Source organism: Bariatricus sp. HCP28S3_A7, from assembly GCF_052066375.1.
Classification (GTDB): Bacteria; Bacillota; Clostridia; order Lachnospirales; family Lachnospiraceae; genus Allocoprococcus.
Genome location: NZ_JBQHSG010000038.1, coordinates 1 through 18,943, shown reverse-complemented (window position 1 = coordinate 18,943; position 18,943 = coordinate 1). Strand labels below are relative to the sequence as shown.

The 18,943-nt window shown below is 43.4% G+C and carries 27 protein-coding genes and 2 pseudogenes; 3 read left to right on the top strand and 26 right to left on the bottom strand.

Going from position 1 to position 18,943, the window contains the following annotated elements; all coding sequences use genetic code 11:
• Nucleotides 1-49: 49 nt before the first annotated feature.
• From ACTNA4_RS14955 to ACTNA4_RS14860, 20 genes and pseudogenes are all read right to left on the bottom strand, one after another.
• The gene (locus tag ACTNA4_RS14955; RefSeq protein WP_441030848.1) at nt 50-763 is read right to left on the bottom strand and encodes an ABC transporter ATP-binding protein; all 714 of its coding nucleotides are present in this window, start codon (nt 761-763) and stop codon (nt 50-52) included.
• Between the two features lie 144 nt (nt 764-907).
• Nucleotides 908-2,077 carry a MalY/PatB family protein gene (locus tag ACTNA4_RS14950; protein ID WP_441030846.1) on the bottom strand — a complete coding sequence of 390 codons (1,170 nt, stop codon included), beginning with the start codon at nt 2,075-2,077 and terminating at the stop codon, nt 908-910.
• 355 nt (nt 2,078-2,432) lie between these two features.
• Nucleotides 2,433-3,311 (bottom strand): annotated as a pseudogene (locus tag ACTNA4_RS14945) (ATP-binding protein).
• 94 nt (nt 3,312-3,405) lie between these two features.
• Nucleotides 3,406-3,987, bottom strand: coding sequence for a histidine kinase dimerization/phospho-acceptor domain-containing protein (locus ACTNA4_RS14940; protein WP_441030844.1), 582 nt, complete (start codon nt 3,985-3,987; stop codon nt 3,406-3,408).
• Complete coding sequence (locus tag ACTNA4_RS14935) at nt 3,981-4,364, bottom strand: hypothetical protein (RefSeq protein ID WP_441030841.1); 384 nt, start codon at nt 4,362-4,364, stop codon at nt 3,981-3,983. Before ACTNA4_RS14935 ends, ACTNA4_RS14940 begins: the two co-directional genes overlap by 7 nt.
• A gap of 86 nt (nt 4,365-4,450) precedes the next feature.
• Entirely contained in the window at nt 4,451-4,600 is a 150-nt protein-coding gene (locus ACTNA4_RS14930) for a hypothetical protein (protein WP_441030838.1), read from the bottom strand.
• A gap of 13 nt (nt 4,601-4,613) precedes the next feature.
• Nucleotides 4,614-4,826, bottom strand: a complete 213-nt coding sequence (locus ACTNA4_RS14925; RefSeq protein WP_441030836.1) for a hypothetical protein — start codon at nt 4,824-4,826, stop codon at nt 4,614-4,616.
• Nucleotides 4,827-4,839: 13 nt separating this feature from the next.
• Entirely contained in the window at nt 4,840-5,136 is a 297-nt protein-coding gene (locus ACTNA4_RS14920; RefSeq protein WP_005334864.1) for a hypothetical protein, read from the bottom strand.
• A 9-nt stretch (nt 5,137-5,145) separates the two neighbouring features.
• Nucleotides 5,146-5,571, bottom strand: a pseudogene (locus ACTNA4_RS14915) (DUF6017 domain-containing protein); the annotation flags it as partial.
• Nucleotides 5,540-5,674 (bottom strand): hypothetical protein, encoded by a 135-nt coding sequence (locus tag ACTNA4_RS14910; protein WP_441030832.1) that lies wholly within the window; start codon nt 5,672-5,674, stop codon nt 5,540-5,542. The pseudogene ACTNA4_RS14915 and the gene ACTNA4_RS14910, both read right to left, overlap by 32 nt.
• Entirely contained in the window at nt 5,671-6,138 is a 468-nt protein-coding gene (locus ACTNA4_RS14905) for a hypothetical protein (RefSeq protein WP_441030831.1), read from the bottom strand. Before ACTNA4_RS14905 ends, ACTNA4_RS14910 begins: the two co-directional genes overlap by 4 nt.
• Nucleotides 6,139-6,227: 89 nt before the next feature.
• On the bottom strand, nt 6,228-6,542 hold the full coding sequence (locus ACTNA4_RS14900) for a type II toxin-antitoxin system RelE/ParE family toxin (protein WP_441030828.1): 315 nt from the start codon (nt 6,540-6,542) through the stop codon (nt 6,228-6,230).
• Entirely contained in the window at nt 6,532-6,825 is a 294-nt protein-coding gene (locus tag ACTNA4_RS14895; RefSeq protein WP_441025885.1) for a type II toxin-antitoxin system RelB/DinJ family antitoxin, read from the bottom strand. Before ACTNA4_RS14895 ends, ACTNA4_RS14900 begins: the two co-directional genes overlap by 11 nt.
• A 625-nt stretch (nt 6,826-7,450) precedes the next feature.
• Nucleotides 7,451-7,756 carry a hypothetical protein gene (locus tag ACTNA4_RS14890; RefSeq protein WP_002304425.1) on the bottom strand — a complete coding sequence of 102 codons (306 nt, stop codon included), beginning with the start codon at nt 7,754-7,756 and terminating at the stop codon, nt 7,451-7,453.
• 85 nt (nt 7,757-7,841) lie between these two features.
• Nucleotides 7,842-9,215, bottom strand: coding sequence for a site-specific integrase (locus ACTNA4_RS14885; protein ID WP_002304423.1), 1,374 nt, complete (start codon nt 9,213-9,215; stop codon nt 7,842-7,844).
• A gap of 4 nt (nt 9,216-9,219) precedes the next feature.
• On the bottom strand, nt 9,220-9,843 hold the full coding sequence (locus ACTNA4_RS14880) for a helix-turn-helix domain-containing protein (protein WP_002304420.1): 624 nt from the start codon (nt 9,841-9,843) through the stop codon (nt 9,220-9,222).
• A gap of 117 nt (nt 9,844-9,960) precedes the next feature.
• The gene (locus tag ACTNA4_RS14875) at nt 9,961-10,197 is read right to left on the bottom strand and encodes a helix-turn-helix domain-containing protein (protein ID WP_008791989.1); all 237 of its coding nucleotides are present in this window, start codon (nt 10,195-10,197) and stop codon (nt 9,961-9,963) included.
• A 6-nt stretch (nt 10,198-10,203) separates the two neighbouring features.
• Nucleotides 10,204-10,611: a type II toxin-antitoxin system PemK/MazF family toxin gene (locus ACTNA4_RS14870; RefSeq protein WP_441030823.1), complete on the bottom strand. Its 408-nt coding sequence runs from the start codon at nt 10,609-10,611 to the stop codon at nt 10,204-10,206.
• 514 nt (nt 10,612-11,125) lie between these two features.
• On the bottom strand, nt 11,126-11,431 hold the full coding sequence (locus ACTNA4_RS14865; RefSeq protein ID WP_347055921.1) for a helix-turn-helix transcriptional regulator: 306 nt from the start codon (nt 11,429-11,431) through the stop codon (nt 11,126-11,128).
• Nucleotides 11,432-11,692: 261 nt separating this feature from the next.
• The gene (locus ACTNA4_RS14860) at nt 11,693-12,256 is read right to left on the bottom strand and encodes a hypothetical protein (protein WP_002304412.1); all 564 of its coding nucleotides are present in this window, start codon (nt 12,254-12,256) and stop codon (nt 11,693-11,695) included.
• A 286-nt stretch (nt 12,257-12,542) separates the two neighbouring features.
• Here ACTNA4_RS14860 and ACTNA4_RS14855 point away from each other — a divergent pair, with 286 nt between their 5' ends.
• Nucleotides 12,543-12,992 (top strand): helix-turn-helix domain-containing protein, encoded by a 450-nt coding sequence (locus tag ACTNA4_RS14855; RefSeq protein ID WP_002304411.1) that lies wholly within the window; start codon nt 12,543-12,545, stop codon nt 12,990-12,992.
• Nucleotides 12,993-13,043: 51 nt separating this feature from the next.
• The gene (locus ACTNA4_RS14850; protein WP_002304410.1) at nt 13,044-13,598 is read left to right on the top strand and encodes an ImmA/IrrE family metallo-endopeptidase; all 555 of its coding nucleotides are present in this window, start codon (nt 13,044-13,046) and stop codon (nt 13,596-13,598) included.
• 162 nt (nt 13,599-13,760) lie between these two features.
• On the opposite strand, the gene ACTNA4_RS14845 is transcribed toward ACTNA4_RS14850, so the two are convergent.
• Nucleotides 13,761-14,138 (bottom strand): helix-turn-helix domain-containing protein, encoded by a 378-nt coding sequence (locus ACTNA4_RS14845; protein WP_002578940.1) that lies wholly within the window; start codon nt 14,136-14,138, stop codon nt 13,761-13,763.
• A gap of 382 nt (nt 14,139-14,520) precedes the next feature.
• On the opposite strand from ACTNA4_RS14845, the gene ACTNA4_RS14840 reads away from it, so the two are divergent.
• A complete protein-coding gene (locus ACTNA4_RS14840) occupies nt 14,521-14,817 on the top strand; it encodes a hypothetical protein (protein WP_441030817.1) in 297 nt (98 codons plus the stop codon).
• 18 nt (nt 14,818-14,835) lie between these two features.
• Here ACTNA4_RS14840 and ACTNA4_RS14835 read toward each other — a convergent pair whose 3' ends face one another.
• From ACTNA4_RS14835 to ACTNA4_RS14815, 5 genes are all read right to left on the bottom strand, one after another.
• Nucleotides 14,836-16,347, bottom strand: coding sequence for a recombinase family protein (locus ACTNA4_RS14835; RefSeq protein WP_002575864.1), 1,512 nt, complete (start codon nt 16,345-16,347; stop codon nt 14,836-14,838).
• Nucleotides 16,348-16,441: 94 nt separating this feature from the next.
• Nucleotides 16,442-16,597 carry a hypothetical protein gene (locus tag ACTNA4_RS14830; RefSeq protein ID WP_002575863.1) on the bottom strand — a complete coding sequence of 52 codons (156 nt, stop codon included), beginning with the start codon at nt 16,595-16,597 and terminating at the stop codon, nt 16,442-16,444.
• A 40-nt stretch (nt 16,598-16,637) separates the two neighbouring features.
• Nucleotides 16,638-17,582: a MobV family relaxase gene (gene mobV / locus ACTNA4_RS14825; protein ID WP_002575862.1), complete on the bottom strand. Its 945-nt coding sequence runs from the start codon at nt 17,580-17,582 to the stop codon at nt 16,638-16,640.
• Between the two features lie 173 nt (nt 17,583-17,755).
• A complete protein-coding gene (locus tag ACTNA4_RS14820; protein WP_002575861.1) occupies nt 17,756-18,151 on the bottom strand; it encodes a replication initiator protein A in 396 nt (131 codons plus the stop codon).
• Between the two features lie 111 nt (nt 18,152-18,262).
• Nucleotides 18,263-18,676 carry a cysteine-rich VLP domain-containing protein gene (locus tag ACTNA4_RS14815; protein WP_002575860.1) on the bottom strand — a complete coding sequence of 138 codons (414 nt, stop codon included), beginning with the start codon at nt 18,674-18,676 and terminating at the stop codon, nt 18,263-18,265.
• Between the last annotated feature and the right edge of the window lie 267 nt (nt 18,677-18,943).

Here is an 18,943-nt window from a genome sequence, read left to right as displayed (position 1 = left end):
GCGCGATGCGCTTCATACACAGGTTGCAGTGGCATAAATCGCTATTTTATTAGCTGAAATATTGAATTTTCAAGGTACAAATCCCATTTTGGGTATGGGAAGTCTTAGTAATATGACTTGGTGACTGTCCCAAAACAAGAATCCGGTTTGCCAGAAGAAGTGCCTCATCCACATCATGGGTAACAAAAAACACTGTTTTCTTCTTTTCATCCCGTGTCCAGAGTTCCCGTACCAGATCCTGAAGTCTCGCACGCGTCACCGCATCCAGAGCACCAAATGGCTCATCCATCAAAAGAATCGGCGGATCAATACTGAATGCTTGTGCGATTGCACATCTCTGCTTCATACCACCTGATAATTCTTTCGGAAGCTTTTTGTATATGCTTTCATCCAGCCCGACAGCTTTTATCATATTTACGGCTATTTCTTTTAATTCTTTTTTATCTCTCTTAGGATATCTTTGCTTCAATGCCAGAAGAATGTTCTCGCCTGCTGACATCCACGGAAACAATCCATAATCCTGAAATACAACACCTTTATTAAGACTTGGTTCCCCAATAGCTACACCATCACTCAGAATCTCTCCTGTAGTTGCCGTTTCAAGACCTGCCAGTAGACGAAGCAGTGTACTCTTACCACAGCCAGACTGCCCAAGGATACAGACAAATTCTCCTTCTCTGATTTCTGTATTAATGTCTTTTAAAATTAATTTTCCACCTGCTTCATAGGCAAATGATAAATCCTTAATCTGAATGCCGCTCATGTATAATTGCCTTTCTTTTTATTGATCTATTTTGCACATACAATTGTATAATAAAACAATCTTTTTTATTATTCAAATTGATTTTTAAAATAAAACAGCAAGCCTATAGTTTTCATCTATAAGCTTGCCACTCTATACTTTTTTCTACTTTTCTCCTAATATTCCGTCAATAATACGTTTCACACCGATTTCCACATTTTCTCTGGAAGTAGCAAGATTCATACGGATAAATCCATTGAATCTGTCTCCCCCGAACCAGTCTCCGAAATCTACCGCAAGACGGCATTTTTTCTGGATAAACTCTTTCGTATCTTCCGGTTTTATGTACGTTCTTAAATCAATCCATACCAGATATGTTGCCTCCAGTGGAGTTACTACCACCTTCGGAAGATTCTCTTTGAAAAGTTCTCTCAGATACTGATCATTATCTACAATCTGCTTCTTCACTTTATCCAGCCATTCCTGACCACCTTTATATGCCGCTTCTGCCGCTACAAATCCAAATGCATTTCCTGTCATCAGACGGATTCTCTTAGCAAAATCATCCCATTTTGCCCGAAGATTTTCATCTGCAATTATCACAAATGAATTCTGTCCCCCTGCCAGATTAAATGTCTTGGACGGTGCTGTGATTGTAAGGATTTCATCCCAGTGTTCTGTCATAAGATAGGATGGTGTCTGCTTCTTATCCCCAAATACAAAATCCTGATGAATCTCATCAGAAATTACATACACATGATGTCTATGACAAATTTCAAGCATTTCCTTTAGCTCTTCTTTTCTCCAGACCCTTCCTACCGGATTGTGCGGTGAGCATAAGATAAATGCTTTTACATCGTTATCCACGATTTTCTTTTCAAAATCATCGAAATCAATCGTATAATTTCCATTTTCATTAACTAGATCAGAAGTAATCAACTTACGCTCATTGTTGGTCACCGCCTGCAGAAATGGATAGTACACCGGAGTCATGACAATCACTGCATCCCCTTTTTTTGTCAGCATCTGGATCATCCAGTTGAACGCTGCTACAACTCCCGGTGCAAAACGAAGCCACTCTCGCTTTACTTCAAAATTAAAATGTTTCTTTTCCCAGTTGATAAATGCATCGTAGTAACCATCTGGAATCCGATAGTATCCTATTGCTCCAAAATCCACGTACTCATGTAGAGCTTTCTGTACACACTGTGGAATTTTAAAATCCATATCTGCGACCCACATGGCATGCAGACCTTCCTCGCCGAACATTGCTGTCTGACCGTCCCATTTATTGCAATTTGAATTTCGTCTGTCCACATAAATTAATTCTTCCATAATGCCTGCCTCTCCTTATTCCTTTCATCTTTCTGTGTCGGCAAAAACATTCTTCTTTTGTTTTGTCGAAATTTCTTTAACTATAATAGCATTTTAATAAGAAAATGTCCTCTTATATTGAAAATTTGAATTTGTAGAAATCCTGATCGGACATATTGTCGTTCTTGATCTTCCCGGCGGTTTCCATGACAGCTTCCGCCAGCGGGCGAATATCCATAACAGAGGTGTCCTCCTGGTGCTGGGTGCTGATAAGAAATGTGGTGATGCGACCCGTATCATAATCATAGGAAACTTGCGCTTTCGCATCCGACAAGACCAGTGCAAACTTTTCATCAGAATTAACTTCTTTGTTTTCCTAATCGTGTTTAATGTATTTTGTGATAGTATCGATTAATTCCTCCATGTTAATCGGCTTGGAAATATGGTCATTCATGCCTGAATTCAGGGATTCCTGAATATCATCTATAAAAGCATTTGCAGACAAAGCTATAATTGGAATCGTAACTGCATCGGACCGCTCTATACCCAAGGCTCGAATGGCTTTGGCTGCTTAGTGTCCATCCATGTTTGGCATCATAATATCCATCAAAATAAGATCGTATGTGCCTCGTGGATGATTTTTAAACAAATTCACAACTTCTTTTCCGTCTGATGCGCGTGTTACGGTCATACCAGCATCTTCCAGCATTATCGTAGCAAGTTCAGCATTTAGATCATTATCCTCAGCCATAAGAACATGAATACCCGTCAAATCTCTATGCAGATGTTGTTTTTGTTCTGATTGAATAACCTGTTCTGGCAACTCCAGTGGGATCTCCACTGTGAATGTAGAACCTACACCTTTTTTGCTCTCAACAGCAATCGAACCGCCCATCATATCCACATATTTTTTTGTGATGGCCATACCAAGACCGGTTCCCTTATATTGAGTTCTGGCATTAGCATCATCTTCTTGTGAAAACGGATCGAATAATTTTTTCTGGAACTCTTCGCTCATGCCAATACCGTTATCTCGAACAACATAACGAGTTATGATATGTTTCTCATCCGCTCCTGGGTAACTGCTGATATCCAAAGTAATCTTTCCGCCGTCCTTTGTGAATTTCACAGCATTGCCAAGAAGATTCACTAAAACTTCCCGGATACGCACAACATCCGCAAGGACATATGGGTTCTTTGGGATTTCTCGATGTACTTCAAACTTAAGATCTCGAGTATAAAGAAGTCCATTCATAATCGCCTGGACGTTATCTGTCAATTGAGTAATGTCCACTGGCTCGGGCGAAATAGTAACTTTTCCACTTTCAATGCGAGTAAAATCCAGAACGTCATTCAACAAAGAGAGAAGATGATTCGAACTTTTTTTGAACTTTCTCCAAGCTATCATGAATATCTGAAACCGTGTTCTGGTGAAGCGCAATGTTTGTAAATCCAATAATGGCATTCATCGGCGTTCTGATGTCATGGCTAATACTAAGCAAAAACGCAGATTTTGCTTTGTTGGCAGCATTTGCTTCCTCAGCGGCGGTCATTAATAATTGTTTTTGTTTTTGCTCTTCTGCCTTGCTTTTCTGGTAAACATAATAGGTATATAGACAAATTAAAAGCAATACAGCTCCTGCGACTAAACCGCAGATGATGGAAATATGATTCGTCTTTTCAACCATTCCATAAGCTGATTGCATATCCATTTCAATGCAAAATGCGCCAATGATTTCTCCTGTCCCATCATGATTTGCGCTTACAGGATAGCAAGCCGTAAAAATCGGACCCCATGTTGTATCAATGATATCCTGAGAGTACACATTCTCCCCAGAAATAGCCCTATCAATATACGGAACCATTTCTTCCTCAATACAATCTCCAGGGTGTCTTACATCATCCGCATCCGGATCCAAACCGTCTACCACATAAACGAGTTTCCCTTCTTCGTTTTTTTAGCGGTGTAAATATATCGAGTAGAATTCAGTGTTCTGATTTCATTGAAATATGAAGAAATATCCTTATATAATTGCTTCTTTTCATCAGGTTGATCTTTGATTTGATCAAAATCTTCTTTGCCGATTCTTCCATCCACAAGTTTGTGTACTGCATCTGCACTCGCTGTGTCACGTGTGATTTCTGTTTCAAGGGCGGTCTTAGTGTAAGAACTTTGCAGAATATATGTGTACGACGCTATTACCAAAATCATCAAAAGTCCCGCAATCACAAAGATACTGCCTGTATTCTTCAGCCTAAGGAGTTTTTTCAAATTAATTCCTTCTTTTGTTTTCTTCATGCTGCTCATTCACATCCTCCAAATTCCGATTTGCACATCAAATCGTTTTCTTCATTCTATCACAACTTCTATTGATCCGCCATCAGTCTTTCAAATCAGGTATCCATGACGATGATAAACTGGCCTGCTCCTGGCAATTCTTGCAGCATTTCGTCAAGAGTTTTCTGTTTCACATATTTCTGCACATACACCCAACAGGCAATGCTACTGGCTTCTGATACAATGTCAGCTATGGTTTTGCGCATAAGCTCTTCAAATTCAGTAATTTCTTCTTTTTGGGACAACATCATACAGTGTTGGTGCCTGATGACTTAATTTTACGCCATTTTCATTTGCATCTTTAAGCAGATTCTTAACTTTTTCCCTTGAATCCTCCGGTACTTTCATGTACTCCCACATAAATGCTACCACATCGGACGGTGTGTCTTTTTTTAGTGGTGGTAACTGAATATAATCATTGTTTTCGCTCATTTTCATATCCTCCTCACGATATAATAAAATCAATAATACGTTCTCTTGTCATGTCCAGTACAGTATCTACAAACACTCCTGCAAACAGGATCAGATACAGAATTACACTCAGCGAAAATAGAAATGCAACCTGTACCCAGTCATGATAACAGTATGCAGTCGCTATAATCAATAAAGTGAATATAAATCCAAGGATTCCTCTGACAACCGCATAAGTCTGTACTGTCATTTTTACTGCCAGGCCGATCACAAAAAGGATCAACCATACCGGCAGTAATAAGATCTTCCCAGCAAGCTTTAAAATAAACATGTGCACCTCCTATCTTACCAGTCCTGGCATATCATGGTTCACCTCTGCCTGATAATACCCGTTCATCGTTGACGGTGCATTAAACAGAGCTGCTAATAAATATTTCTTGATGTTCTTCACCTTTGTGGTGTTACCACTCATACAGTGTAAGACATACTCGATATGTGAATAGGTCAGCATCAGAAATTTTTTCTTTACCAGTGATGCCGGATACCAGTTGCTGGCAATCAATATCTTGTCGTTTTTACACATCACAGTCTCTACGATCAGATTCACGATTTCATCCACCTGTCGCATATCGTCATGATGGGTTACTTCCAGTGATTCATAATCAATGGTCTCTTTGACAAGGTTTTCATAAGCCTGATAATCCTCAGAGCGGTTATCGCTATCAAATCTTTTCTCATCCACAGATATGATAGGCATCTTTATATTTTTTTCTCTGGAAGAAGCGGTTTAAGAAACGCTTCTTTTCTGCATTTTGCACTGAATCCCTGACAGTTCGGTCTGCTGCTTCCTTCGCAGCATCAAACTTCAATCTGGAAGCCTCCCCGATTTTTCCTGTTCTTCTGTCAGTCTCTTTCGAGCACGTTTCTTCTTTACTTGATCTTTCTGATCCGAGATACCGGATACTTCCGGAATCTGTTCCTGAGAACGAAGCTTTCCCTGATACCGGCTGTCCTTTTTTTCTATGATTCTTTCACTGCTTGCTTTTGAAAAAGTTCTTGCAGATCTTTCTTCAGATGCAATATCCGAAGACATTCTTAATTCCTGCACATACCTTCTCATGCGTCGGTTATCAGTTCTTCCGGAACTGTCCGATAGCCTTTTGCCGGGAGCCGCATTTTTCTCATCTCGCTCCTTACTGTCAAGTTCAGGTTCATCCCGACTTTTCTGGCTGATTTTCTTCACAGAACCATCCCGGAGTGTTTCTTCTGTCAGACCTTCTCTTGTCATTTTAGAAAAGATCTTGTCTTTCGCTGTATATTCCTTTCCTGCCATCTTTCCTCCTTTCCATCGAAAAAGACATAAGAAAAAGGCCATCTATCGTCTTCACGGTAAATGACCTTCCCTAAGAATCCCATTTTCAATTAAATCATTTTGTTTTCATAATCCTGAAATTCATGAAAAATATTATCTACAAACACAATATCCTCAACAATTCGATACAGCATAAAATACCTATGTGAAAGAAAATTTATCCTTCGATACCCCAGTTCTTTTAATCGAGGATTATCACACGGCTTCAAACTTCCTGCAACACTTTTAAGGCTCCGAATAGTAGCCTCAAAATCATCCAAAACATTTTTCGCCGCCTGATCACTTTTTTTCACAGTAAGCAAATATCTGATGTATTGATTTAAATCTTCTTCTGCATCTGCTGTTATTACTACTTTATATTCCATACTTTTCCCTCATATCAGCAATAACCGCATCCGCAGATCGATAATTACCCTTTGATGCAGATACTCTTGATTTCTCCAGTTTCTCCAACATCATTTCTTCAGACATGTCAGCATATGGATTATGCTCCACCCGTTTTATCTCAAATGGGAAACCGTTATTTGCAACAGCTTGTGTCAAAAACATCCGAATTGCAGAAGTAGTATCTGTGCCAAGATCTTTAAACAACTGATCTGACTTGCTCTTTAACTCATCATCAACACGTACTTGAATTGTACTAGCCATTCATTATTCCTCCATTTCTTTTCGATTATCTATTATTATAATACCTGATCATTACTATTTCAATTCATTTGTAATGTTTTTGCATTTTATATCATCCGAATTATTTTAGAATCTACTTTCCCCAACAAAAAAGCACCCCCTCCTCTAGCATTCTCTGCTAAGATCATGGACGCTTTTTTCTTTCAAACCGTTCCCTGCGGGAATCGAACCCACAACTAGTGCTTAGGAGTAGACCCGATACGACATCGGGAAGTGGCATCTAATGCTTAAAAATGCTTGGAAATACAAGGTTTTTCAGCATTTCAAATCCCATCTGATACTACGCTGTGATAGCTAATTCAGAGGGATTTTACACCGTCCGATTGGCTCGAAATTAGCAAGTCTTTCGATTTTTGGTGGACGTTGCAAGTGCAAGTAAATGTCACTATGTAACTTCTCGTGATGCGAAATGATAGGAAATCCTATTCATTCTCGTGTGAGGGTGCGGGTGTCCTTAGACACAGATTTCAGTCTGTTTTATATATCATTTCAAAATGAATTTTTCAACCAGAATTATTAAGAATTTCAAAGGTTTTTCAGACTCAATGATTCTATGTAATTTAGACCCGCCGAAGCAGGTCTTTTTTTATTTCAGCATAATCTCTCTATCCTCAGCGCCGAGCATATAAGCACCCTTGGCAAAAGCATCCCTTGCAAGAAGCTCTGCTACATCAACCCTATCGAACAGCATCCATATTTCTTTCTCTTTCGGAGTCAGTTCATGGCTATGGTCAAACAAATGCTCAAGTCCCAATCCTTCAAGCAATGCCGACTTTGCTGCTTTGTATTCCTCAGCTCTGCCAACATATTCGTCGTTCCTTTCCTTGGAAAATGCCTCGATATTGTCAGCTCTCAGATGCTCGTAATACTCGTCCATAAAGATTCTATCCATACTCGTTGACCTCCATAACAAAAAAATAAGGGCAGACCCTTTTACAGCTATTGTAGCTATGTAAAAGGATCTGCCCTTGCAGTTACTATAATGTTTTTGCCAGCGACTTCAGGAGTGCTGCCATTTCCGGATTTTGCAGAAGCTTCAGAAGAAGTTCTTTATCATCAGCGGAGCTTTCCGTTGCGGCTGGTTGAACCGGCTCAGGCGTTGCCTGTCTGCCTGAGTAGAACGCAGCTTCCATTCTTTCAGCGTTCAGTCTGCGGTCATCGTCGATGATATGGGAGTAAACATCCGCTACCATCTTGACCTGTGCATGACCGGAATCGCCTTGAACGGATTTCATATCGCCGCCGTTCAGCTTCAGCTTGTAAGTGATACTGGAATGTCGGAGACTATGGAAAACCACTTTCGGCAGTCCCTTCTCCTCAATCAGCTTATTGAAAGCACGGTTGATAACCTGCCCCTCAATCGGCTTGCCATTGGAAGAACAGAAAACCAGATTGAAGTCTACGAACTCGTCACCGAAAAGGTCTTTCAGTTCTTCGATGTCAGCCTTTCGCTGTACCAACATTTCCGCTACGGTTTTCGGTAAGAACACCTTGCGGACACTTGTTTTGGTCTTAGGAGTTTTGAGAACCAATGCGGTATGCGTACTGGCGAAGGTCGGTGGGAACTTGAACATGATGTCCTTACCGTCCAGATCTGCCATCGCTTCACGATTTACTCTCTGCAACTCCTTTTCAACGAAGATGCTTGCCTGACCAAGTTCAATACTGGTGGGGGAAATGTCAATACAGTCCCAGGTAAGCCCCAGAAGCTCGCCCATTCGCAGGGAACAGGAGAAGGCAAGGTTAATAGCCAGACGAAGAATATCATCGTCACAGGCTTCCAGAGCCTTCTGGAGCACTTCTGCTGTCCAGATATCCCTGGTCTTGTGTTCTTCTTTCGGCAGCGTAGCGTGCTCCACAGGGTTTCTGGTCATCAATTCCCACTTGACCGCTTGATTGAAAGCATTTCGCAATGTCTTGTGAACCTCTCGGACAGTATGCGGAGTCAGATATTCTGTACGGGCTTTTACATACTTAGAAGAAACCGCTTTGACAGAAAGCAAATCTCGGTAATACTTGTCCATGATTCTCGGCGTGACATCCTCCAGCTTCATATCACCGATGAGGGGACGAATATAGTTTGCAATCAGGCTCTTTCTGCTTTCATAGGTAGACATCGCCCAGGTGTTCACACCATAGATTGACATATACTCATCCAAAAGATCATTGACGGTTTTAGCAGAAGGGGGAATAAAGGTTCCGGACTCCTGCTCATATTCAACCTGCAACTTCCTTTTCTTTGCTTCGGCATTCGTTTCAAAGGTTTCCCACTTCTGACGCTTGTTGCCGTTCTCATCGGTGTATGTATAAACCACAGAATACTTCTTTTTTCTCTTAACGATAGATGCCATGTAATCAGCTCCTTTCCTGTCTATCTTCCGCTAACTGGTAGCGGGTCTGATTGTGATACCATTTTTCAAAGCTCTCTTTGGTAGCTCGCTTATACCTGCCAACCTTGATAAGCTCAAAATCTTCATTGGCAACGATATAGTAAATGGTCTGACGATGTACCCCAAGCATTCTTGCCATTTCCGGCAGACCGTAGGTGGATGCCATAATATCTGCATCCAGTTCCTGATCCTCTACCGTGCGGTAATCGGTTTGAGAAGCATACCATCTTTCAAAGCTCTCCTTTGTCACTCTGCGCTTGCCCAGGACATCGACCACATCAAAATGCCCTTTGGCAACCAGTTCGTAAGCAGTCGCTTCTTTCAGCCCAAGGCGCTGTCCAAGCTCCTCCATTGAATATGTAGTTTTCTTCAATTCCTCGCCGGGAGGGGTTCCATCGACCTTCTGGTATTTGAACTGATTGGCATACCATTCTTCAAAGCTGTCGATCATCACCCTCATGGTGTTGCCGACAAGAATGGTTTTGAAGTAATTCTTCTTAATGAGCCAGTATGACTCCGTTTTACCAAGACCGAGCATCCTGCCCATTTCCAGAACAGACATACTCGTGCGTTTTCTCATTTCCGCCATCGTACAACCTCCTATGTAAAAAATGTAGCCATGTGTTTCTTGTCATGGCTACATTTTATCGAACTCTCAATATGTTTTGAAGTTTGTCGCCGGGTTGTACGACACCCTTGACAAATCTTACATTTGATGATCCAACCACTCATCAAAACTCTTTTTGGAGATTCTGATGCTGCCGCCAATGCGGACACTGTGAAAAACTTTCTTTTTCACAAGGTTGTATGCACTGGTTCTGCTGATGCCCAGAATATCCTGAATCTCATCAACCGTATAGGTTCTCTTATCAAACTGAACTGCGTTAGTAGCCATCGCTTCTTCGGTGCGCTGATTCATGGCAGCGATTCTTTCTTCAAACATTTATGTTCACTCCTTCGTTCTCTTTGCTTTATGTTTTGTGGGACACTTTTTCAGCTGCTCCATTGCCAGACTGACGGATAAGGCTTTCTCAATCGCTACCATTTCACGGGGCGTTACCTTACCTAAGTAATTATCAATCCTGCTTTTATCAATGGTGCGAATCTGTTCCAACTGAACAACGGACGCTTCTTTGAATGCAGGATTGTCGTAAATAACAAAGTGCGTCGGCATATTCGCTTTCTTATGGATTCTGGTGGTGACCGTTGCCACAATCAATGTGGGAGCGTGTTTATTACCGGTATCGTTCTGAATGACGATAACCGGACGGATGCCGCCTTGTTCCGACCCAACTACCGGGTCCAGCTTGGCGCAATAAATATCACCACGGCAATATACCCAATTTTCTTTCATCATGTGCCATGACCTCCTTTCGTTGGCTATGTAATAACTGACTGCCAGAAAGGAATCAGGCAGTCAGTCCAAAAGTCTATGTGTCCCATATTTGCCACGCACCCCTGGGAAAGAGGGCTTACGCCCTCAGGGAATCACCGAACGACTGATTGCGAATCAGTTCCATAGGAATCTAACCTCTGCCGGGTTCTCCGCCAGCTCCGTAGAGAAGTATCTTTAATCCTGTTGCTTTCATGGCCGTATTGGGAGCAACCCAATATTTACAAGCCAGTATTGATCGCTGGCATCGGGAGAGAGACAACTGCTTAATTTATAGAAGAAAGTCGTTCTGTTTCTCTGTCCGATACGTCACGGCGTACCGCTGATGTGGCTGATGCTCTCGCACCGGCAACAGGAACGTATTCGATGACTGTGTATTCAGTTTTCAAGGATCAAGCAGCCGATTTTCTTTGGCTGTATCTAAATTGTACCTGTTCCTCATGCAAGTTTTTATTGCCTCGTAGGTATAGTTTTGAGGTTATTCACGTCCTAAAAATATGTAATCAAGGGTTGTTTCAAAGCGCACCACCAATTCGATTGCCAAATCAATAGAGATACCTCTGTTGCCGGTTTCAATTCGTGCAATGGTGTTTGCGGCAACACCCAACTGCTCCGCAAGCTGTTCCTGTGTAAGCCCATGTTCCTTTCTCAAGGCTTTAATTCTTTTTCCGCTTTCAACCAAGTCGTAATACATTTTCATTCCTCCGTGTTTTTGAATTTGTGAAGTTGCAAAATCAAAAACAGAGGGAGGAGATCGTGCCCGATTCTCAATGCCCTTTACCATCCGCCTGTCCTCCTTGCAGGCATAAAAAAAGAGCCGGAGTAAATTACTCCAAGCTCTCGTTCATGCCTTTGTGTTAAAATGAAGGAAGATAGGCTGGTATAAAAAAAGCCCCGTACCCATTACAGGCACGAGGCGTAACTCTCTCTATTCAATTTTATGCCGCTATCTCCCAGCATAGCCATTCTAACACTGGACAAGTCGGACTTTCAGTAGGGAAACCGTCGTATTTTCATCGGATTTTAGTCGGACTAAAATCCTGTCTTAGCACTCACAATAACACAATGCTTCTTCCTCCCTGGCACTTTCCAGGAAATCTTTCAATTTAGGAATGGCTGTTCCCCAAAGTGACAGACCAAATAACAGTATCGCTTCTTTCTTTCGGTCATAGTAGGTGCTGCGTTCCATATTCAAAACCTCCAGCATTTCTGATTCCCTGTACTTGAAGCGGTTGAGATATGCCTTTGAGATAATCTCACAGTACAGAGCGCCTTTATCTGGATATTCTCTGATTTTCAACATAGCCATATCTACCAGTTCAATGATCCACTTTGTCTCAAATAAGCTGCGAATGCGTTCTTCAAATCGTTCTCTCGCTTCATCCGGAGCAAAGTTCTCCAGATAAATCAATGCACCATCTAAGCTGTCACCGTAAGTACAAATAAGGGTATCACATACATCATTCGCACGATCAATGGTAGACCAGCACACCTCTCGATATATGGATAAAATCAGCTTTGCTCTTTCATACAGAACCTTCTCGTCAATGTTCTGCATCCGGCAAAGCATTCGAATACTGCTTAATACCTGTGTATTATATCTGCTCATTCAGAATCTCCTTTCAGCCTAATCCATAAAATAAGAATTCCTTTCTAACTCCTGTCACTTGGCTAAAGGGAAACAAATACCATGGGACAAGAATGACTATAACTTCCGATATTTGATTAAAATAACAGAAGTGAAATCGGAAGTTCTTGACTTTATAAAAGTTCCGATATATAATTAAGTGGAATTAAAACTTCTGTTATGATTCTTATTATAGCATTTTCCAGAAGTTTGTCAACAAATAATCGGAAGTTACGAATAAATATTTTTTGAAAGGAAGGATACTACCATGACATTTGGAGAAAAAATTAAAGAAGCTCGTTTGGCTATGAACCTATCTCAAACGGAGCTTGCCCAGATGACCGGCATTTCCGAAAGATCCCTTTACACCTATGAGCAGCTCGGAACACTCCCCAGAAAAAGCAACATCAGAAAACTTGCTGAAGCACTGCATATCTCTGTGTCCTATCTTTTGGACGAATCTGAAACGGATAGCCAGAGCCATATAGATCAGGATATGTTTATTTTAGAGGCAAAGGAAAACTTCGGTTCAAAAGGAGCAAAAGAAGCTCAGGAAGTGTTGGGTCGTGTAAATTCTCTGTTTGCCGGTGGAGAATTGGACGAGGACGCAAAAGATGTATTCTTCCAGGCGATTATGTCAGTTTATATGGACTCTAAGAAAACAGCACGGGAAAAGTACACTCCGAAGAAATACAGAAAGCATAAAGATAAAGAGTAAAATCCTCAAGCACAGAATATGTTTTCTGTGTGCGATTCGGAGGTGAAGCAAATGAAAACGGCAGAGCATATCATTGAAACTGTCGATAAGCTTGTGCGAAAATATCACACCAGAGACCCTTACGAGCTATGTCAGCTGTTAGGTATCAAAATCCACTATTACGATTTACAGAAGAAATTGAAGGGCTTCTTCTATTACCAGTCCAGACAAAAGAATATCGTGATAGATCACAATGTGAACGGTATCCTGGAGCGTATATTAGTCGCACATGAATTAGGACACGCTGTCCTGCATACAAAAATCGCTATGATGCACGGCTTTCAAGAAATGGAAGTTTTTGATGATAGATCAATCGAAGAAAATGAAGCAAACTTCTTTGCGGCGGAGCTTCTGTTAGAAGATGGGAAAGTCCTGGAATGCCTTTCGGAACACACATTTTTTGAAACGGCTAAAATGCTCTATGTACCGGCAGCATTATTAGACTACAAATTCAGCCTGCTCCACGAAAAAGGAGAGCTGGTAAATTCGATGTATATTCGTAAAGCAGATTTCCTGAAAGAAGATCTTCATGCCTACGATAACGACATTGGTTATGGCGATATATGAATATCTATTTTTATATCTTTACAGAAAAAGTCCACCAGTACGATGCGTAGTGCATCATGACTGGTGGACTTTTTGCTTCTTAAAGAATCAGTATATTGTGCTGCAAAAAAGAACCCCATAGCAGTTCACTCTGTACCGTCAATGGGCTTCTTTTTCATTATATCAATCAAGCTCCGCTTTTTTTATCATCTCTTGCTGGTCAATCAAGACATCAATCAACTTTCCTACGGTTATCAATGTTGTTACATTACACTTTTTCAGTTTTGCAGCAATCTCATTATCAATGATGCTGTCGCATTTTGCATATGGGGTATCCAGTAAAAAATAGTCAAAGTTCTTTTCCAAGACGAATGCCAGTTTTAGAAGCATTGCCAAAGAAACTTTCGTCTGTCCAACTTCAACATGGCTCATATGATTGTTCGAGCAACCAACCAACGCACCCAAATCAGCCTGACTATAACCCTTTTCCAGTCGGGCAGCTCTAATGCGCTGACCAATCTTAACGTAATCAATTTCCGGTTGCGTTTCAATCACCTCCATGCTGTGTATGATTCTGCTATACATTATAAAATGTACCAAAAATCTCAACAACCAACATCGGGTGCAAGTTGCATTTATAAATGCAATATGATAAAATTTTATAGGCAGATTGCATTAAATGATAGAATGAAAAGAACCCCAAGACGACAATATGAGCTATCTTGAGGTTCTTTAAAATAAAAAATTCGTAGAGTACATTACTCCACGAATCGCATTCTTCTCTGTTTTTTTTAGTTTATATCTTTATTTTACAAATTGTCGCACTGTTTGTCAATATGTTAGGGACATAAAACACGAGGTTTTGCACAAAAATCCATCTTAGAAAGTTCCAAAGTCACAATTTGCCGTCAGAATTATAGTCATATTGAAGGAGGTGTACCTTATGGCACGAAAAGGAGAAAATATTTACAAAAGGAAAGACGGCAGATGGGAAGGAAGATACATTAAGTCCCGATCTTCTACAGGCAAAGCCAATTACGGTTATGTTTATGCAAAGTCATATCGAGAAGTCAAGGCAAAACTTATCAGTCAAAGTTCGTGCACGAGTAATTCTGTCACTGTCGATCCAGAAATTAGCTCAGATCAATTTGAACAGGTTGCTATGGAATGGTTTCAAGCTATATGTCCTAAAGTGAAGGAAAGTACAGTTTACAAGGGACTACACAGGGTAGGTATCTGACGGGAGGGGTGCCGCCAGTCAGATTTTCCATGTGATGTTCAAGCTGTCGCTTGTGGCGGCTATGGTGGTGATCATCAAATCCACCACACGCCGCTTGTCATCAAAAGATACATTCTCCCAGGTATCGAGGTAGCCGGAAATCTGGCTGACCTGTTCCGGGCTGATGGCCTCCACAGTCAACTCCGCTATCCTTGCCAGAAGTTCCTGCTTGCGCCCGTCCAGTTCCGCTATCTTCACATTCACATAGGAGAACAGGACATTGTTTGCCCCCGTCAGACTGTCCACCAGCTTTTCAATCTCGCTGTCTACATGGGCAAGTTCCACTTGCAGGGCGGTGATTTTCGGGTTTGCCTTTGCCGCTTTCTTTTTTCCTGTCAGCGTCTTGTAGCTTGCCAGCTTCTTTACCATCTGCTGATAAACAACCGCTTCCAGTTCCGAAGTGATGATTTTCCCACAGCCAGGACAGCTTTTATTGTCCAGCCGTTTCGTGCAGCGGAGATACTGTTTGCCGGAGGGATTGTAGATACTCATAAGAGCATACCCGCAATTCCCGCACTTGATTTTTCCTGCCAGCCATGTGTGGGTGGCTTTCCGGGCAGACTGGATTTTCATGTTGTTCATCAGCTTCTTGCGGCAGGTCAGCCAGGTGTCGGAGGGGACGATACCCTCATGGGGAGCCAGTACCAGCATTTGGTCTTTTAAGTCGTTTTTCTTGCTGGCCTTTACATCTCGCCCTTGATACAGATAGCAGCCGTTCATGCCCGTAAAATCGGCAACGTCATTGACAATGACTGTACCTTGACTTTTGAAAAATTCGTACACATCAAGGTCTGCCTGCACATAGACAGGATTGCGTAACATCTGCGCCAGCGTGGGGCGTATCAGCTCTTTGCCATGGAACAAAATCCCCTGTTCGGCAAAGTACCGGGTAATGTCCCCGTAGGAAGTTGTGGGCTGGGCGTACATCTCAAACATCAGCCGGATATTGGCCGCTTCCTCCGGGTTTACCACCAGCTTCTTTGTGTTGATACCGTCCATCTTGATAGGCTCCGTATGGAAGCCGTAAGGGGCTTTCCCGCCCATCTTAAAGCCCCGCTGACTGCGGGAGTAGTAAGCGTCCGTTACCCGCTTCTGTATCGTTTCCCGTTCAAGCTGGGCGAACACGATACAGATATTCAGCATGGCCCGTCCCATCGGCGTGGAGGTATCAAACTTTTCCGTAGAGGACACAAACTCCACATTGTACTGCTGGAACAGCTCCATCATGTTGGCAAAGTCCAGAATGGAACGGCTGATACGGTCGAGCTTGTAAACCACGACCTTTGCAATCAAGCCCCGCTTGATGTCCCGCACCAGTTCTTGAAACTTCGGACGGTCTGTGTTCTTGCCGCTGTACCCTTTGTCTGTGTATTCCTTGCAGTTACCGCCTTTCAACTCGTATTTGCAAAATTCAATCTGGCTTTCAATGGAAATGCTGTCCTTTTTGTCTACCGATTGTCTTGCATAGATTGCGTCTATCCGATTGTTCATATTGTCGCTCCTTTTCTTAAAAAAGAAACGGAGCTGCTGACAGTTCTATTATACCGCCAGCAGCCCCGCAAATCAATGATGGGTTTGGAAAACCTTATGTCCCGGCTTCCTCACTCTCCCGCTTGTCGGCGTACTTGCGGAACACCTCATAAAGCTGCTGTTCCAGTTCCCGGCGTTTGGCTGCTTCCTGTTCCGGCGTGAACACCGGGGAGAGATTTTCCAGTGTGATTTCCTTTCCCTGAAAAGTCACGATTTCGATTTCCTTTTTGTATCTGATATTACTTATAAGATCACCTTTCCTTTCCATGCTGCCGCTGTTGCCGTTTCAGTTCCGCTAAAATCTCCGGCGGGATACGGTCAACCAGCCGCCGCATATCGTCCAGTTCGCTTTTTAACTTCGCCCGTTCCATCGTGTCATTCATCTTGCCTTTTTCGCTGGCCTTTGCCCTGACTTCCAGCTTTTCATTTTCCGCTAACAAGTCATTGATTGTGACCTTGTATTTTTTCAGTTGCCCGGAGAAGTTCTCCATCTGCGGAAACCACTTTTTCAGCATGGAGAGGGCTTCCTCTTTCTTCTTTCCGGCGTTCAGCGGGGTAATGCCGGAGAGAACCGCTTCAATGGCCCTCGCCTGTTTGGAGAGGTTGACCGCCTGTTTGAACAGCCGGGTGGGGATATGCTTCCGGCCCGTCTTGCTGGCGCTTTCCCCACGCTCCAGGTCGGGGTACTGCTCCACCATACAGGCGTGAAAATCGTCCTGCCACTTCGTCAGATTGGCCCGGTTGCCGATAATTTCTTTGGCGCACAGGCGGTTGTCCTTTGTCAGCGGCACAAAGACCAAGTGCAGATGGGGCGTTTTTTCATCCATGTGTACCATAGCCGAAACGATGTTCTCCCGGCCCACCCGGTCAATGAGGAAGTCCGCCGCCCTCTGGAAGTAGGCCGCTATCTCCTTTGGGGACTTGCCCTTGAAAAACTCCGGGCTGGCGGTAATCAGCGTGTCCACAAACCGAGTGCTGTCCTTGCGGGTGCGGCATCTGGCCTGCTCGATGCGGCTCTGAATGAAATGGTAGTAGCGGCCATCCGGCTTGACGATGTGGAAATTGTACTTGCTCCGGCTGGTGTCAATGTCCGGGTTGCTGGCGTACTGCTCCTTTTTCCGTTCATGGTGGGCTTCCAGCGGCCCCGCCGGGTGGCCCTTGTGCTTCTCAAATCGCAAAATTGCGTGTTGTGCCATTGAACTCCTTTCCCCATTCCATTCCTTTCCGGCGGGTTTTCCCGCCGAAAATATCTCTGATAGGATTGGAATGGAATGAATGTAAATAGATGGTTTTAATCTCTGTATTTCTATATACCGTCAGATTTCCGTACTTCAAGAGGATTGATTTTCGTACTCGCCAAGTACGGTTTTCAGCCCTCCGGCGTACCATAACCGGATTTCTTGAAGTCGGTGTTTGGAACCGCTTCATAGGATTTCGGGTAAATGCGGTTGGGTTTTCCACAGCCCTGTTTCTGGATTTCCACCAGCCCCGCATACTGCAACTCCCGCAGGGTGTTGACCGCTTTCTGCCGCCCGCAGCGGAGCAAAGCGACCACCTCGCAGATGGGGTAGTACAGGTAGACCCGCCCGTACTCGTCCGCCCAGCCGTTCTTCCGGGACAACTCCGCCCGGCGCAGGACAAAGGCATACAGCACCTTCGCTTCGTTGCTCAAGGGCTGGAATGTGGGTGCTTCAAAAAGGAAATTGGGGAGCCGGGTGAAACTGAACGCCTTTTCCGGCTGGTGAATATAAATCGTGTTTGTCATAGCGTGTTTTGTGGACGGTTAGAGGCCCGTTTTCCGGGGCGAATGATAAATGATACCAGCCGCCCCGGTTGAGGGCTTGCGGAGCCTTGCAAATCAAGGCTTTTCCCGCTCTTAACTGTCCACAGCAGACCTCCTTTTCCGTTCACTTTCTGTTTTCTGCCGCCTGTGAACTCTGGCGGCGCAGTCCGGGCAGTATTTGCCCCGGTTGGACTTCGGGACGAACACACCGCCGCACTCCGCACAGCGTTTCAAGTCCCTGTCCCGGTAAATCTCCGCTTCCAGCGTCCTGTCCAGCGGCAAGACCGCCCAGCGGAACCACTTGCAGCAGACGGAGAACGAAATCATCTGCGGACAGGCGCAGGTGTCGCCATCGTCCAGCGCAAGGCAGTTTCCGTCCTCGCAGTTGCAGCACTCCCGGCGTATCAGGCCGCTGGCTCGTCTCTTCTGGGGCGGGGTTATGCGGTAGGGGGAGCCGTCCGGCCTGTGTTCCAGCGGCGGCAGGTGTTGATAGGGTCTTTTGCTCATGCGTCCCTCCGTTTTCTTTGGCGTGTTCTGTTTCCAAGGTGCTTGTCCATCGATGAACTATCCCAAGTCTACACCTTTTTGACCGCCTGTGCCGTATATCCAAGAGGTAGGAAATCAGCCTGAAAAACTCCCTATTTCCACGCTCTCGGATTTGTGATATAATCCCATTTTCGACACTTGATAAAAAACAAAGAGGCTCAAACCATTGATTTTACTGGGTTTTTGCCTCTTTTTATATTTTTTGAATGTTGTATGGAATTTTTACTT